General features: G+C 49.1%; 12 protein-coding genes. 6 read left to right on the top strand and 6 right to left on the bottom strand.

Annotation, left to right across the window (positions count from 1 at the left end; translation table 11 throughout):
- Window positions 1-33: 33 nt before the first annotated feature.
- Window positions 34-1,812, top strand: coding sequence for an adenine deaminase C-terminal domain-containing protein (locus B9L21_RS06615; protein ID WP_063165714.1), 1,779 nt, complete (start codon window positions 34-36; stop codon window positions 1,810-1,812).
- A gap of 148 nt (window positions 1,813-1,960) precedes the next feature.
- Complete coding sequence (locus tag B9L21_RS06620; RefSeq protein ID WP_063165715.1) at window positions 1,961-2,938, top strand: bile acid:sodium symporter family protein; 978 nt, start codon at window positions 1,961-1,963, stop codon at window positions 2,936-2,938.
- 146 nt (window positions 2,939-3,084) lie between these two features.
- Here the strand turns inward: B9L21_RS06620 and B9L21_RS06625 are convergent, their stop codons facing one another.
- The 3 genes from B9L21_RS06625 to B9L21_RS06635 form a co-directional block, all read right to left on the bottom strand.
- Window positions 3,085-3,906 carry a rhamnogalacturonan acetylesterase gene (locus B9L21_RS06625; protein ID WP_082816538.1) on the bottom strand — a complete coding sequence of 274 codons (822 nt, stop codon included), beginning with the start codon at window positions 3,904-3,906 and terminating at the stop codon, window positions 3,085-3,087.
- A 99-nt stretch (window positions 3,907-4,005) separates the two neighbouring features.
- A complete protein-coding gene (locus tag B9L21_RS06630; RefSeq protein WP_225995625.1) occupies window positions 4,006-4,461 on the bottom strand; it encodes a CBO0543 family protein in 456 nt (151 codons plus the stop codon).
- Window positions 4,388-5,539: a DUF2515 domain-containing protein gene (locus B9L21_RS06635; RefSeq protein ID WP_063165716.1), complete on the bottom strand. Its 1,152-nt coding sequence runs from the start codon at window positions 5,537-5,539 to the stop codon at window positions 4,388-4,390. The genes B9L21_RS06630 and B9L21_RS06635 overlap by 74 nt, the downstream gene beginning before the upstream one ends.
- An 86-nt stretch (window positions 5,540-5,625) precedes the next feature.
- Between B9L21_RS06635 and shc the strand changes: the two genes are divergently transcribed.
- From shc to B9L21_RS06650, 3 genes are all read left to right on the top strand, one after another.
- Window positions 5,626-7,482 carry a squalene--hopene cyclase gene (gene shc, locus B9L21_RS06640; protein WP_063165717.1) on the top strand — a complete coding sequence of 619 codons (1,857 nt, stop codon included), beginning with the start codon at window positions 5,626-5,628 and terminating at the stop codon, window positions 7,480-7,482.
- Between the two features lie 61 nt (window positions 7,483-7,543).
- The gene (locus B9L21_RS06645) at window positions 7,544-7,828 is read left to right on the top strand and encodes a hypothetical protein (RefSeq protein WP_063165718.1); all 285 of its coding nucleotides are present in this window, start codon (window positions 7,544-7,546) and stop codon (window positions 7,826-7,828) included.
- Window positions 7,829-8,258: 430 nt separating this feature from the next.
- Window positions 8,259-8,564: a 4a-hydroxytetrahydrobiopterin dehydratase gene (locus tag B9L21_RS06650; RefSeq protein ID WP_063167333.1), complete on the top strand. Its 306-nt coding sequence runs from the start codon at window positions 8,259-8,261 to the stop codon at window positions 8,562-8,564.
- A 285-nt stretch (window positions 8,565-8,849) separates the two neighbouring features.
- On the opposite strand, the gene B9L21_RS06655 is transcribed toward B9L21_RS06650, so the two are convergent.
- From B9L21_RS06655 to B9L21_RS06665, 3 genes are all read right to left on the bottom strand, one after another.
- Window positions 8,850-9,701, bottom strand: a complete 852-nt coding sequence (locus tag B9L21_RS06655) for a carbohydrate ABC transporter permease (protein ID WP_413229271.1) — start codon at window positions 9,699-9,701, stop codon at window positions 8,850-8,852.
- Between the two features lie 28 nt (window positions 9,702-9,729).
- On the bottom strand, window positions 9,730-10,617 hold the full coding sequence (locus B9L21_RS06660; protein ID WP_063165720.1) for a carbohydrate ABC transporter permease: 888 nt from the start codon (window positions 10,615-10,617) through the stop codon (window positions 9,730-9,732).
- 75 nt (window positions 10,618-10,692) lie between these two features.
- Window positions 10,693-11,931 carry a sugar ABC transporter substrate-binding protein gene (locus B9L21_RS06665; protein ID WP_063165721.1) on the bottom strand — a complete coding sequence of 413 codons (1,239 nt, stop codon included), beginning with the start codon at window positions 11,929-11,931 and terminating at the stop codon, window positions 10,693-10,695.
- A gap of 649 nt (window positions 11,932-12,580) precedes the next feature.
- Between B9L21_RS06665 and bglX the strand changes: the two genes are divergently transcribed.
- A complete protein-coding gene (gene bglX / locus B9L21_RS06670) occupies window positions 12,581-14,752 on the top strand; it encodes a beta-glucosidase BglX (RefSeq protein ID WP_063165722.1) in 2,172 nt (723 codons plus the stop codon).
- Window positions 14,753-14,757: the final 5 nt, after the last annotated feature.

Genomic DNA, 14,757 nt, shown 5'->3' on the forward strand with positions numbered 1-14,757 from the left:
TCGTTGCGATAGGCTGTGAAAGGGGGAAGTTCTTTGATTCGAACAGCGAAGCGAACCGAACTGATTGAAGTAGCGCAAGGGCGCCGCCCGGCCGATATCGTCATTCAAGGAGGAACGGTCGCTAACGTCTATTCCGGTGAATTTTTGCGCCAAAACGTTGCTATTTATCAAGATGCGATTGCCTATGTTGGGGAAAATGAGGTCGCGGTTGATGAGCATACGGTTGTGATTGACGCAGAAGGGATGTATGTGTCCCCTGGGTTCATTGAGCCGCATGCCCATCCGTGGGTGCTTTACAATCCCGTCAGCGTGACCGCCAAAGTGCTGCCGCTCGGCACGACAACAACGGTCAATGACAACTTATTTTTTTATTTGCATTTTGGCGCCGACGGATTTCGACAGCTGATCGAAGATTTGCGGGCTTTGCCCGGCCATTTCTTTTGGCTTGTCCGCCTCGTATCACAGGCCGATTTCCCCGGCGAGCGCGACTGGTTTCATCCGCAATGCATCCAAGAACTGCTGGCGATGGACGATGTCGTTGGGACGGCGGAAGTGACACGATGGCCGCTGCTGTATCAAGGCGATCCGTTTTTACTTGAAACGATTGAAGCGGCAAAACGCGCCGGAAAAGTCGTTGACGGGCATACGGCCGGCTGTTCGTATGAAAAACTGAACAGCATTGCCGCAAGCGGCGTCAGCGCCTGTCATGAAGCCATCACGGCTGAGGAAGCGCTCCATCGGCTGCGGCTTGGCATGTGGACGACGCTCCGCCATAGCTCGCTCCGCCCAGATTTTCCCGAAATTATCCGCTTAATTACCGAGAAAAACGTGAGCACGCAGCGGATTACGATGACCGTAGACGGTCCGCACCCGGGCTTTATTGAGCGGGAAGGGTTTGTCGACGGATTGGTCCGGAAGGCGGTGGAGCTTGGCGTACCGCCGATGACCGCCTTGCAAATGGCGACGATCAATGCGGCGACATATTTGCGGTTGGACGATGAAATCGGCGGCATCGCCCCGGGGAAACTGGCGGATGTCATTTTGCTTCCTGATCTTGTCACTTTCAAGCCATCGCTTGTGATCGCCAAAGGCCGCATCGTCGCCCGCGACGGCGAGCTGCTTGCGCCGTTGCCTGAGATCGACTGGAGTCGATACGTATCGAAAAAACCGTTTCTGTTCGCGAAAGAACGGCTTGATGATGAGCGTTTATACCGCTATCCGCACCCGAAGCCGGATCAGCCGGTGCCGGTCGCGTATTTTAAAAGCAATGTCATTACCCAACGGAAAGAGGTGGCTCTTCCGTCTGTTGACGGCTATGCGGATCTTTCCCATCATCGAGGGTTGTTGTATGCCGCGCTCATCGCCCGCAACGGGCAATGGGTGGCTAAAGCCATTTTGGAGCGGTTTGCCGTCGATATTGATGGCATGGCGTCCACCTATAACACCACGACCGAGCTACTTGTCATCGGCAAACGTCCGGAAGCGATGGCGGCGGCAGCGAAGCGCGTGCATGAAATGGGCGGCGGGATTGTTGTCATCGATAGCGGCCGACCGGTGGTGGAAATTCCGCTGCCGTTTACCGGCATGATGACAACCGACCATTCGTTTGACACGGCTGTCCGTTTCCATGATGAGTTGCTGGCCGCTCTTCAAGAGCGCGGATTTCCGTTCCATGATATTTTGTACACGCTGTTGTTTTTAACATGCGACTTTTTGCCAGGACTTCGCTTGATTCCGTACGGGTTGTACGATGTCAAACGGAACGAGATTTTGCTGCCGGCGGAAAAGATCGGGGAAAAAGTAGCGAAATAAGCCATAGCGCGTGCGGCCGCCTAATCGTCGGCCATCGGTTTCATGGAAAATGGGTTATTCTCATCAGACGATGACGATGTATAATTAAAAGAGGAGACGAATCGAAGGCGATGATCCTCACTCATGACGAGATTTGGAGATGAAACCGATGTGGCAATCGATCAACCGCCGGCTTGAGAAGGCGCTGCCGTTTCTTACGCCGGCAAGCGTGGCGGCCGGCATCTGGCTGGCGGACGAACTGCACGGCTATGCCGCGCTTGTGCCGTGGCTGTTTGCGTTGATGACGTTTAGCGGCAGTTTGCGCTTGCGTTTGGCTGATTTGAAAGAGGCGCTCATCCATCCTCGTCCGATCGCTGCGGCGCTATGCCTGCTTCACCTTGTCGTCCCGCTTTGGGCGTTTGGGCTTGGCCATCTGTTTTTTGGCAGCGACCGTTTGACGGTGATCGGGTTTGTGTTGGCAGCCGCCATTCCGACCGGGGTGACGAGCTTTATTTGGGTGTCGCTCGGCCGCGGAAACTTGGCGCTTGCCCTTTCTGTCATTTTGATTGATACGTTTTTATCGCCCATCATTGTGCCTCTGACGTTGCTTGTATTGGCCGGAAGCGCGGTCGAGCTCGACGTGGGCCAGATGATGCTCGGTTTGTTTTTGATGATTATTTTGCCGTCACTCGCCGGCATGTTCGTGAGCGAACGGCTGTCTACTCAAGCGAACGAGCAGCTGGCGGTGGTGCTGTCCCCGTTTTCCAAGCTGGCGCTGGCGCTTGTCGTCATGATCAACAGCGCAGTCGTCGCCCCGTATTTTGGCCGTGTTGACGCCCGGCTGTTTTTCATGGCGTTGCTTGTCTTGGCGATCGCGAGCTCCGGCTATTTTCTTTCTTGGATGGCGGCCCGATGGCTCAGGTTTGCCCCGTCGGATATTATTGCGTTAACGTTTACCGGGGGGATGCGCAACATCAGCGCCGGTGCGGTGCTTGCCATGACCTATTTTCCGCCGCCAGTGAGCGTGCCGGTCGTGCTCGGCATGCTGTTTCAGCAAGTGCTCGCGTCCCTATACCACCGCCTGTTGCATAAAACGTACCATTCACCAACGAGCGGCAGAGCGCCATACGTCGGAAGCGCCCGGTAGGGATGGAAAGGGCAGGCGGTATGCCGGCTGCCGGACAGCGTCTAGCGGGAGTAAAAAGGGAAAACACCCCCGTCCTAAGTGGGACGGGGGCGGGAAAAAGCAGGTGAGGCGCTGCCGATGTCACGGTGTTTCGCCGCTGAGGCGGTCTAGTGACCGCCTGGCTGAATGGTCTCGTATGGCGAACGGATGAGGTGGCGGCGAAGAGGGAGATTCAGTTCGACGATGCCTTCGACGACCAAACGGGCGATTTCCTTCGCCCCGCGCTCATGAAAATGGGTGTTGTCTTTGATGCCTTTCGGATAATTGGGGTGCTCGCCCGGCTCAAGCCATAAAAACCACCGCTTCGTCCGTTCCGGTCCAAGCTGTTCAAACCGTTGTTTGCTTTTCGTTGTCAAATCGATCACTGGGACACGTTCGTGTTTTCCGAGCGCTTTCATGGCGGCAGGATAGTGTCCGTGGGAATCGAGCGTCTGTCCGTCGGCAGAAAACCGCCGCCGCTCGACCGGGGTGATGAGGATAGGAATCGCCCCTTTGGCCCGGGCGCCGTCAATATATTGTTGTAAGTACGCTTGGTAAGAGGTGAACGGTTCGGTGTAACGCGTCGGATCGTTCGCCTTTTCATCGTTATGGCCAAACTGAATGAACAAATAATCGCCTTTTCTGAGCTCCCGCAAAATGCGCTCAAGCCGCCCTTCCTCAATAAAACTTTTCGCGCTTCGGCCAGAAGCGGCCATATTTTTGACTACTACGTGATCGTCAAACCAGCCGTCAAGCATTTCCCCCCATCCGGCTCGCGGGGCGCGGGAGCGGGGAGCAGCGGCGACCGTCGAGTCGCCGGCCAAATAGATGACAATGGTCGTTCCCCGTCTTGCCTTGGCTGCGTCTCCATTCGTCGCTGTCCTAGCCATTAGAACGGCGCCGATGGCGATGATGACGGAGCACAAGAAAGCGGCTTGTTTTCCTTTCAAACATGTTCCTCCTACTCAACAACAGTTCATCCTATTTTCGCCAACAGTTCGTTTCGCTGTTATCTTGGCTTGTCAGCCGCTTGTTTATGCGCATCGATGCTAGTCAATCCGTTGAAATCGGCGATAAAAGCTCCAGATGATGGCGAGAAATACGCCATACCCAGCAAAAGAATACGAATGCCTCCACAGAGCGGCGTGAACGAACAAGCCGTACGCTTCTGCTTTCGTTTCGAATGTTGCCATCAATGCAGCCGATGCGATGATCAAACCAATGCGTCCGAGGCGGCCAAGCCGCTCCATCAGCCAAAGAAACAAAACGGTGCATAGCGGAAGAACCACCATCGTAAAGAAAATATCGATCGAAAAGAGGGAGGGAAACGGGCGCTTCGGAAAGGCGTACACTCCTTTTCTAGTGAAATATAAATCCAAATACGTCCCGGCCCAAGAGGCAAGCAGCGCCGAGGCGAAATAGGCGCGGCGCCTAGCGCGCGTGGAAGAAGGCGTTTTTGGCGATGATCGCCAGTTCGATTTTTTCAAGTGTTTCACAATACGCATGAATGATCTCCCCATTGATCGGTTGTTCCGGTTTAACGAGATAGCGGACGACGTGCGGATCTGTAAACCAGTCGCCAGGTTCGGCCGCCTCATGGGCGACGTTTTTCCACGCATGGCGAAGCTGCGGGCTGTACAGGCGCGGGGCGCCGGGAACGATTTGGCAGTCGCGGATGCGGCGGCGGTACGGTTCCCTTGGAAACGATTCACACACATCGTTAAACAAGTGCGGCCAATAATCTTTGCGCGAGCCGGTATGTGGATGGCTGACAGCCCAGCGCACCGCATTTTCCAGCGTTTCTTCATTGTCAAACAAAATCGAATACAGCCGTTTGCCGAGCAAAATGCGTTCATGGAGCGACTCAAACTGGTGAAGCGTTTGGCCGATCAAGGCGGTGCCGCCTTGGCCATCGTCATGCGGGAACAAGATGTGATTGAAATGGAGCAGCTCTTGCAGTTGAAATTTGAGTGTCTGAAAGACGGTTTGCTGAAATACGGGATGTTGAATGACTCGTCGTTCCAAATAGCTTTGTTCGTTAATCACGAGGGCGATGGCCAACGTGTACAGATCGCCGCGGTGCCAAAAATGGTTCCATATCGTTTCCATAAATGTCGAAACGCCAACATACGGCAATAAATAAAAGAGCGGTCGGCCGTGCTTTTGGCTTTCTTCATACAGCAGAAACTGCGGATAAATATCTTGGAAAATCAGCCAGTTGCCGCGCTCCAAAAAAGCAAAAAATGACTGCCGTTCTTCTTCCGAGAGCAGCCGCATGAGCAGCTCTCCTTTTAAGTCGGTCATATTCCAGCCACCGTTGCGCGACACCATATGCCCTAAAAACGCCCAATGAATTTCGCGATGGCGCAAGTAAAAATCGAGATACGCCGCCGTTCGGGTCACATTGTTTTCGTTGTGTTCCGCAGTCACCGCCCGGATGCGGCTGATGAACTGCCGTTCTTTGGCGGTTAAGTCACGTTCAGATACGGTCGTGTCCCCTTTCTTTTGCTTTTTCTTTAGTTCCCGATAGACGTCAACAAGGGAAAGGGGAAGGGATGACGCTTTCGGCCTCAAGCAACGCATAGTGATCCCCCTTTTGGTGCATCGACGGCCCACCGGACGAATAAATATGGAAGGAAACGGAATTTTGTGAAAAAGGAAGGCGATGCATGGTGGCCGATGAACGAAGCGCGTTGATTGCCGCGCTCAAACGGTCGCAAGCGGCCGACGGATCGTGGCGGTTTCCGTTTGAAACAGGCATTTCGACAGACGCCTATATGATCATTTTATTGCGGACGCTTGAAATAAATGATGAACCGTTGATTCAAGCGCTCGTCGAGCGAATAGAGAGCCGGCAAGGGGAAAACGGGGCGTGGAAGCTCTTTGCGGATGAAGGCGACGGCAACGTCACCGCGACAGCGGAAGCGTATTATGCGCTGCTTTACTCCGGTTATCGGCAACCAACTGATCCGCACATGCAAAAAGCGAAACAGTACATTTTGGACATGGGCGGCCTTGACCGCGTTCACTTGTTTACAAAGGTGATGCTTGCGTTGACCGGGCAGTACCCATGGCCAGGCCGTTTTCCGCTGCCGCTTGAATTTTTCTTGCTTCCGCCGTCGTTTCCGCTCAATATGTACGACCTTTCCGTTTACGGAAGGGCGAATATGATCCCGCTTCTCATCGCGGCCGACAGCCGCTACAGCCGGAAAACGGCCAAAAGCCCGGATCTGTCTGATTTGTTTGCCCTGCGCGGCGATTGGCGGATGCCGGAAGGCCGGTCGCTGCGATCCTACGTCAAACAGTCGCTCATCGGGCTTCCTGCCGCGCTGCATCAAGCCGCTAAACAGCGTGCGGTCCGTTATTTGTTTGAGCATATTGAACCGGACGGCACGCTGTACAGTTACTTCAGCTCGACATTTTTGCTGATTTTTGCGTTGCTCGCGCTCGGCTATCGGAACGATGATCCGCTTATTAGGAAGGCTGTCCGCGGCTTGCGCTCGTTGCGGACAACAATCGACGGGCATGCGCATATGCAATATACGACCGCCTCGGTTTGGAATACGGCGCTAGCGAGCTATGCGCTGCAAGAAGCAGGTGTGCCGCTGACCGACCGGACGATCGAAAAAGCGAACCGCTATTTGTTGTCGCGTCAGCATGTCCGCTACGGCGACTGGGCGGTGCATAACCCGTATGGCATACCGGGCGGCTGGGGGTTTTCCGATGTCAACACGATGAACCCGGACGTCGACGATACGACTGCCGCGCTGCGCGCCATCCGCCGGGCGGCAGCGAAAGAGACAGCGTTTCGCCATGCGTGGGACCGGGCCAACCGATGGCTGTTTTCGATGCAAAACGATGACGGCGGCTTTGCGGCGTTTGAAAAAAACGTCAGCCACCGCTTTTGGCGCTATTTGCCGATTGAAGGGGCGGAGTTTTTGTTGATGGATCCATCCACCGCTGACCTCACCGGACGGACGCTCGAATATTTCGGGACATTCGCCGGGATCACGAAAGACCATCGCGCCGCCGCCCGCGCTGTCGACTGGCTGCTAAGCCATCAAGAGCGAAACGGCGCATGGTACGGCCGCTGGGGGATTTGCTATATATACGGCACATGGGTGGCCATCACCGGACTTGCAGCCGTCGGCGTTCCCGCTCACCATCCCGCGCTGCAAAAAGCTGTCCGCTGGTTGTTGAGTATCCAAAACGATGACGGCGGCTGGGGCGAATCGTGCAAAAGCGATGGAGCGAAAACGTACGTGCCGCTTGGCGTCAGCACGCCGGTCCATACCGCCTGGGCGCTTGATGCGCTAGTCGCCGCTGCCGATCGTCCGACCGCGGAAATGAAAGCCGGCTTTCGCGCCTTATTCCGCCTGCTTCATCACCCGGATTGGACCGCCTCGTACCCGGTCGGACAAGGAATGGCCGGCGCCTTTTACATCCACTACCATGGCTATCGTCACATATTCCCGCTGCTCGCCCTGGCCCATTACGAGCAAAAGTTCGGCCCGCTCGACGATTAGCCGTCCGCCTGCCGTTTGCCTGTTTGGCTATACTAACAAAAAAGCAAAGGAGGCAAACGGCATGACCAAAATCAACGGACGCCTGATCACGGGCACGTACGATGAACAAGGCACCGCCTTTACCATTCAGCGGTTCAAAACGTTCCCAGTCGAGTCCGTGCTCCGGCAAAGCGAGCTTGAGCAGTTGGAAGCATACTTACGGCGCCATGAAACCGAACAGGAAGGACAGGTCGTTATCCTGTACGACCAAATGCCCGTCTGGCTGTCGGCCGACGAAGTCGGGCAATGTCTCGCTGATTTGGAAGCCATTCGCTCCCAATGGCCGCACCAGCAAACGGAAACATAAACGGCTAACAGAAGGTTTACGCGCCAGAACCGCCCGCCATCACTTGCTGCGTTTCACTGTTGCCGGGCTAACTTGAAACGAACACGGGTCTTCGTAAGCAGAAAAGGGAGGTGCCATCGTAGGCAGATGGCATCTCTGTTCTATGACAGCTGCAGCCATCTAATGGTATAATAGAGGCAAAGCTGGTGGATCAAGGAATGGACTTGAAACTGTGCCTAGGCATTCATACGAGCGGTATACACATTCAGCGGACGCCCAATGGGACGGACGGTGCGGGCTGAATGGGTAGAGCCCCCTGTGGCACGGTCTCCCTCATTTGTCCATCGCTGGTGAATGGGATGTCGCCTTGCGACCGTTTTTTCGCGATTGTTTGCTAAGCGCCGGGTTCGCCGGCCGACAAATTTCAACATATCGAGAGCGAGGGATAAAGGTGCGGCTGACCGAAACAGAAGTGCAAGCGCTGCTTGCTGAGACAGACGGCTGGAAGCTGACTGACGAGCGGTGGATTGTGAAAAAATACCGCTTTCAGGACTATTTGCAAGGAATCGAGTTCGTTCGGCAAATCGCCGCCATTTCCGAAAGCGCGAACCACCATCCGTTCATTTCGATCGACTACAAGCTTATCACCGTGAAACTGTCATCATGGCGGGCGAAAGGGTTGACGAAGCTCGATTTTGACTTGGCCAAACAATACGATGACGTGTATACACAAATGAAGCAGGGGGAAGGGGAATGATGGACAGCTGCACAGTATTCATTTTCCATCATGGGATGGCTCGGGAAGTCTTCACTTCAAAAACGTAAAGTTCTAATCGGCATATCATTCAAAATGGAAGAGTCCCCAATTCCCCTTCATCGATAACGGAAGTAGAGACGAAGTTGCATGTCGATGAGAGGGGGCTTCCGGTCAGCGGCCATTGGCTTAAGGATGACCGGAAACGATTGGGGCGGACAACGTTTTACTATGGCATGAATCTTTTACACTGAATGTCATTTCGACAGTAAAGAGATACTGGCACTTTTATTTCATACCGGAAATGGTATAACTTTCGATAATGTGTTTTTGGAAGAAGAGAAAAACTATGATAATTGGAACAACCATAAAAGTGGATCCTGCCATTTGCAGAGCAAAATTTCCTCCATATTGTCCCTTTAATAAAGATAAAGCAACTGATAATGTGTAAAGACTTTCATCGTTAGCAATAATGAGAGGCCAGAGGAAGCTATTCCAGCCGGCGATGAATGTTAAAATCCCTTGTACTGCAAGAATTGGTTTGCAAATCGGCAAAACAATTTGGGTGAAAACCCGGAATTCGTTGGCTCCGTCCAGACGAGCAGCTTCCAGCAACTCATCTGGAATCGTTGACATAAACTGTCGGAACAGAAAGATGCTAAACGCCCCCACAAGTCCAGGTAAAACAATCCCTGCCATTGTATTGGTTAAGTGCATTTCATTTAAGATTAAATACACAGGAATCATTGTAACCTGACCAGGGATCATCATGGTGGCTAATACAAGATAAAACAATTTTTCTTTCCCTTTAAATTGAAACTTAGCAAATCCATATCCGGCCATTGCATTTAAAAACAACCCGACAAAAGAGCAAAGGACAACAATGATCGTGTTTTTCAAGTATAGCGCAAAGTTCATATTTTCAAATAGATAAACGAAATTTTCCAAGGTGAGCTGGTCAGGCCACAGAGTTGGAGGGATTTGCATGACCTCACTTTCCGTTTTAAAAGCGGATAAAATCATCCAAATAAACGGAATAGAGATAAGAACCCCGCCTATTGCCAACGCAATACCAGCAATCCATTGCTCACTTTTCCCTTTTCCCCAAAAATACGTAGATTGACTTTTTGCCGTTTTCAATGCCATAGGTGTCACCTCAGTCTCACTCTCAATAATGTCCCTCTTTATTTTGTAATCGGAATTGAACAAGTGTTACTATAATAATGGCAATAAACAAGATAAATGATCCTGCTGCGGCATAACCGAATTTGCTGAATTCAAAACCGTTTTGATAAATGAATAATGCTACGGAGGTGGTACTGTCCAGCGGACCGCCTTTCGTCATGATAAACGGTTCTTCAAAGAACTGCAGCCAGCCAATCATAGTGGTAATAGACACAAAGAAGATGGCATATCGCAGCAATGGAATGGTTATCTTTGTAAGTTGCTTCCACCCATTTGCCCCATCAATCTGTGCTGCCTCGTAATACTCTTTCGGAATTCCTTGCAAAGCGGCTAAAAAGATGATCATGTTGACACCGATAGCTCTCCATAAGGCCAATATAATTAATGAGACTTTCGCCATCGTCGGGTCTTGAAGCCATGGAATGGTTGGCAAATGGAGTAGTTTCAATATGTAATTAAATAATCCGAATTGAGGATTATACAAATAGCTCCATACTACGGCAATCGCTACAACATTGGTAATAGAAGGCATGTAAAATATAACACGGAACATCTTAAAGATGGGTGATTTCCCGAAATTAATAAGAAGAGCGATGCCCAAGGAGCAAATAATAACGAGTGGAACACCGAAAATGACGTAAAAAAGCGTATTATAGATCGATTTGATAAAAACCGGGTCGGCAAAGATGTCTTTATAGTTTTGCAAGCCTACAAAACTAATCGCTGACCAGTCGGCTAATCCTGCTAAATCAATATCCGTAAAACTAATGATCAGGGCGATGAAAATCGGCAGAATTGAAAATAATATTAACAGAATAACGGCTGGTGCGATAAAGAGGTACGGTGTTTTATTACTAGTAAAACCTTTCACGGGCTCTTTCCTCCGTTATACCTGAAATAGTAGGTTAACTAGCAGGAGATCCTGCTAGTTAACCGTGAAGCTAAGCTATTTACTTAAAATTTCCTCGGCTTTTGCATTGAATACATCCATTTCTTTTTGTACGTTTGCTCCGCCGCGATAAATCTTTTCAAAGCTCTTCAAGTATGTTTGGGCAATTTCTTCCCACTGTTTGATCATCGGCATTGGCTTAGAAGCCTCCATTTGTTGCCCAAATGTTTTATACAATTCATTTTCTTGTAAAGCTTTATCTTGCCATGCTTCTTTTGTAGCAGGAAGGGAATTGGTCATTTCCATCCATTTGACTTGCGTTTTCGGACTGCTCATGAATGCGATAAATTTCAATGCAGCGTCTTTATGCTTCGTATATTGGAAAACTGACAAGTTAGAACCGCCCAACGCCGAGATGTTGTTTTCCTTTTTTGGGAGAACCGCTGTTGCCCATTTTCCTTTTAAGTCAGGGGCTTGATCGTTGATTAACTTAACCATCCAAGGGCCGCTGATGAACATCGGAATGATGCCGCTTCGGAAGGCTTGTACGATATCCATTCCTAAGTCTTTCGGTGCAGAACCATCCTTAAAGAAGCTGTTCAAATACTCTACAGCCTCTACAAATTCTTTTTGGTTGAACAGCGGTTTGTTCTGTTCGTCAAGCAATTTAGAGCCGTTTTGACGGGCGAACATAAACGCCAAAGTTTGTTCATTAGTATCAATGCTTATCCCATATTTATTGTCGCTCGGTTTAGCTAATTTTTTCGCTGCATCTCGCAATTCTTCCCATGTTTTTGGAGCCTCATTGTATCCGACTTCTTTCAATAAATCTGTACGATAGTAGAGAACTCGCGTATCAATGTACCATGGAATGCCTACTACTTTGTCTTCATACTTTGTTGTTTCTATAGAACCGGGATAGAAGTTATCTTCACTAAACTCAGGATACTTTTGAATATATGGTTTTAAATCCAATAGTGCATTAGCCGATGCAAACTCAGGGATCCAAGTTGTGCCCATTTGGATAACATCAGGCCCTTTTTTGGATGCTACAGCTGTTAATAGTTTATCGTGGGCTTGATCCCAAGGGATGGCTTGGACTTTCACATCGATATCTGGATTTTCTTTTTCAAAGTCTGTTACGATTTTTGGAAGGGATTTTGCCTCTTCTCCCATTGCCCATACGTTAATGGTTGTTTTATCTGTTGATGTGCTTGATCCGGACGAACAGCCTGCAAGTGTTCCTGAAATAAGAAATGTACTTAGTAAGGCGGTTGTCAAAAATTTTTTTCTCATTACGACATTCCCCCAAACATTCTTTTTCCTTATATCATCAAGAAATGCAAATGGTAAAACCATCCTGTTAATTGTCATATTTTACTTATTATACATAAAAATTACTATCTGTTAGTTGCTATTTTCATTTTTGATTGGTTGGCAGAGCTTCCTCATGAGTGCTCATTGTTTCCTAGGTAGACAAATAAGGCAACTTCTCTCTTTCTGTCCCCCCCCCCTAAATGATAATGGTTTATTGTTAGTCTAAGCCTAAAACAGACGGTTGGCAACTCCCCCCCTGGTATGTGTGGTGATGTTTCAATAAAGGTGAAACGTTTCGATATATGACAAAAAGTCAACCGAAACAACCTTTCGATTGAAACGTTTCGATAAAATTATTATAATCCTATCTGTAATCGTTTTCAAGCATGTTTTTTAATTCTTTAATCAATTTATTTAAAACATTTATCTTAAGAGGGATTTGTGTATAGAAATAGTAGTAAAAGGTGATGTTTTTTGTGTTTTTTGGAGAAACGTTTCGATAAGAAATTGACTCATCCTAATGAAAGCGTTTATAATCCAATTATAAACCAATCGAAACGTTTCTATTCTTTGTGATTGCTAGAGAACCAATACGTGTTTGTAGCAACAAAAAATGGGGGATCAGAAAATGACGGAACAAGAAAAAAGGATACTCACTATTATTGAAGAGATGACATTGGATGAGAAAGTTGCCCAATTGGTGCAGCTAGCCCCACCTTTTTTCGAGGGAGCAGCAAACGAGGGACAGATTACAGGTCCCATGGCAGCGATAAAAGTGAATAAAGAAGTCGTTCGCAATAGCGGCTCAGTGCTCGGTACCTCAGGTGCGAGAGAAGTTATTCATATTCAAAGAACCCATTTGAAGAACAATCGCTTAGGCATCCCTTTGTTATTTATGGCTGATGTGATTCACGGCTATAGAACCATTTTTCCGGTTCCACTGGCAATTGGCTGTTCATGGGATTTGGAACTAGCCGAAAAGAGTGCTGAAATTGCCGCTAAGGAAGCCGCGATATCGGGAGTGCATGTGACGTTTGCACCAATGGTTGACTTGGTACGGGATCCGCGCTGGGGGAGAGTGGTAGAATCGACAGGAGAAGATCCTTACTTAAACAGTCAGTTTGCCCGGGCGTTTGTTCGCGGTTTCCAAGGGGAGAACTTGCAAAATGATTTTGATCGGGTTGCTGCTTGTGTTAAACATTTTGCTGCGTATGGAGCACCAGAAGGCGGGCGCGACTACAATACGGTTAACATGTCCGAACGGCAGTTGCGGGAGTCCTATTTGCCTGCTTACAAGGCTGCGATTGATGAAGGCTGTGAAATGGTGATGACATCGTTCAATACTGTAGATGGTATTCCGGCTACAGGAAACCGATGGCTGATGCGAGATTTGCTTCGAGATGAATGGAATTTTGATGGTGTCCTGATTTCGGACTGGGGAGCTGTCAAAGAAATGATTCCACATGGTGTGGCTGAGGATGAAAGGGAAGCGGCTTATAAAGCCATTCAGGCAGGGGTGGATATTGAAATGATGTCCGCATGTTACATTCACCACCTCAAGGAGCTCGTCGAAAGCGGATGGGTTGACGAAACATTAATTGATGAGGCCGTATTCCGCATTTTACGGTTAAAACAAAAATTAGGGCTGTTTGAACATCCGTATCGGGGAGCCGATGAGAAACGGGAAAAAGAGATCATCCTCTGCGAAGAGCATCGTCAAGCAGCACGTGAATTAGCAACAAAATCATGCGTTTTATTAAAAAATGAAGGGGTTCTTCCGCTTAACCGGGACAAGAAGATCGCTTTGATTGGGCCGTTTGCTCAAAGCGGCGATATTTTAGGTCCGTGGTCATGTCTTGGTTCCAAAGATGAGGCGATTCCGTTATATGACGGGTTCAAAATGAAAGTTGATCCATCGCTTCTTTTGGTTGCTAAAGGATGTGACATTGAAACAACAACGGAGAAACAGTGGCAAGAAGCTCTTGATATTGCTCGTGAAGCAGATGTCATTGTGTTAGCGTTAGGCGAGCATTCAGACATGAGTGGAGAAGCTGGGTGTCGTGCGGATATTCGTTTGCCAAGAGTTCAACTTGAATTGATTTCGGAACTAAAACAGTTTAATAAATCGTTGATTGCTGTGTTATTTAACGGGCGTCCTCTCGATTTACACGGAGTGGTCGATCAAGTAGATGCCGTTTTAGAAGCATGGTATCCAGGAACAGAAGGTGGGGCAGCTATTGCTGATTTATTGTTTGGAGATGCGAATCCTTCTGGAAAATTAACGATGTCATTCCCATATTCGGTCGGGCAAATACCAGTGTATTACAACTGTTTCAATACCGGTCGCCCGAAAGATGCGCCGGATGCTCAAGAACGTTATGTATCGCAATATTTGGATATTCCAAATGAACCGTTGTTTCCATTTGGATTCGGGTTGAGCTATACAACATTTTCATATAGCGAAGTAGTGTTGTCTTCAGATTATATGACTCCAGACCAACCTCTTTCCATTTCTGTAAACGTAACGAATACAGGAAAAGTGGCTGGTGAAGAGGTGGTTCAGCTTTATGTGCGTGATATCGCAGGAGAAGTTGTTCGTCCGGTGAAAGAACTAAAAGGGTTTCAAAAAGTCTTTCTGCAACCTGGCGAAACAAAAAAGGTAACATTTACTTTAACAGAGGAGCAACTTCGTTATTACCATTCGGACTTGCAATTTACAAGTGATGCTGGAACATTTGTTGCTTATATTGGCCCCAATAGCCGGGATGTAATGGCTCTTACGTTCAAGTTGGTAAAATAAGGAGA

Origin of the sequence: Geobacillus uzenensis (assembly GCF_002217665.1) — a bacterium.
Lineage (GTDB): Bacteria > Bacillota > Bacilli > Bacillales > Anoxybacillaceae > Geobacillus > Geobacillus subterraneus.

Excerpts from the sequence above, each read along its gene's own strand:
- shc (WP_063165717.1), top strand. The coding sequence starts at position 5,626 with ATGGTGGCCGATGAACGAAGCGCGTTGATTGCCGCGCTCAAACGGTCG.
- bglX (WP_063165722.1), top strand. The coding sequence starts at position 12,581 with ATGACGGAACAAGAAAAAAGGATACTCACTATTATTGAAGAGATGACA.
- B9L21_RS06645 (WP_063165718.1), top strand. The coding sequence starts at position 7,544 with ATGACCAAAATCAACGGACGCCTGATCACGGGCACGTACGATGAACAA.
- B9L21_RS06630 (WP_225995625.1), bottom strand. The coding sequence starts at position 4,461 with ATGCGTATTGTGAAACACTTGAAAAAATCGAACTGGCGATCATCGCCA.
- B9L21_RS06635 (WP_063165716.1), bottom strand. The coding sequence starts at position 5,539 with ATGCGTTGCTTGAGGCCGAAAGCGTCATCCCTTCCCCTTTCCCTTGTT.
- B9L21_RS06620 (WP_063165715.1), top strand. The coding sequence starts at position 1,961 with ATGTGGCAATCGATCAACCGCCGGCTTGAGAAGGCGCTGCCGTTTCTT.
- B9L21_RS06665 (WP_063165721.1), bottom strand. The coding sequence starts at position 11,931 with ATGAGAAAAAAATTTTTGACAACCGCCTTACTAAGTACATTTCTTATT.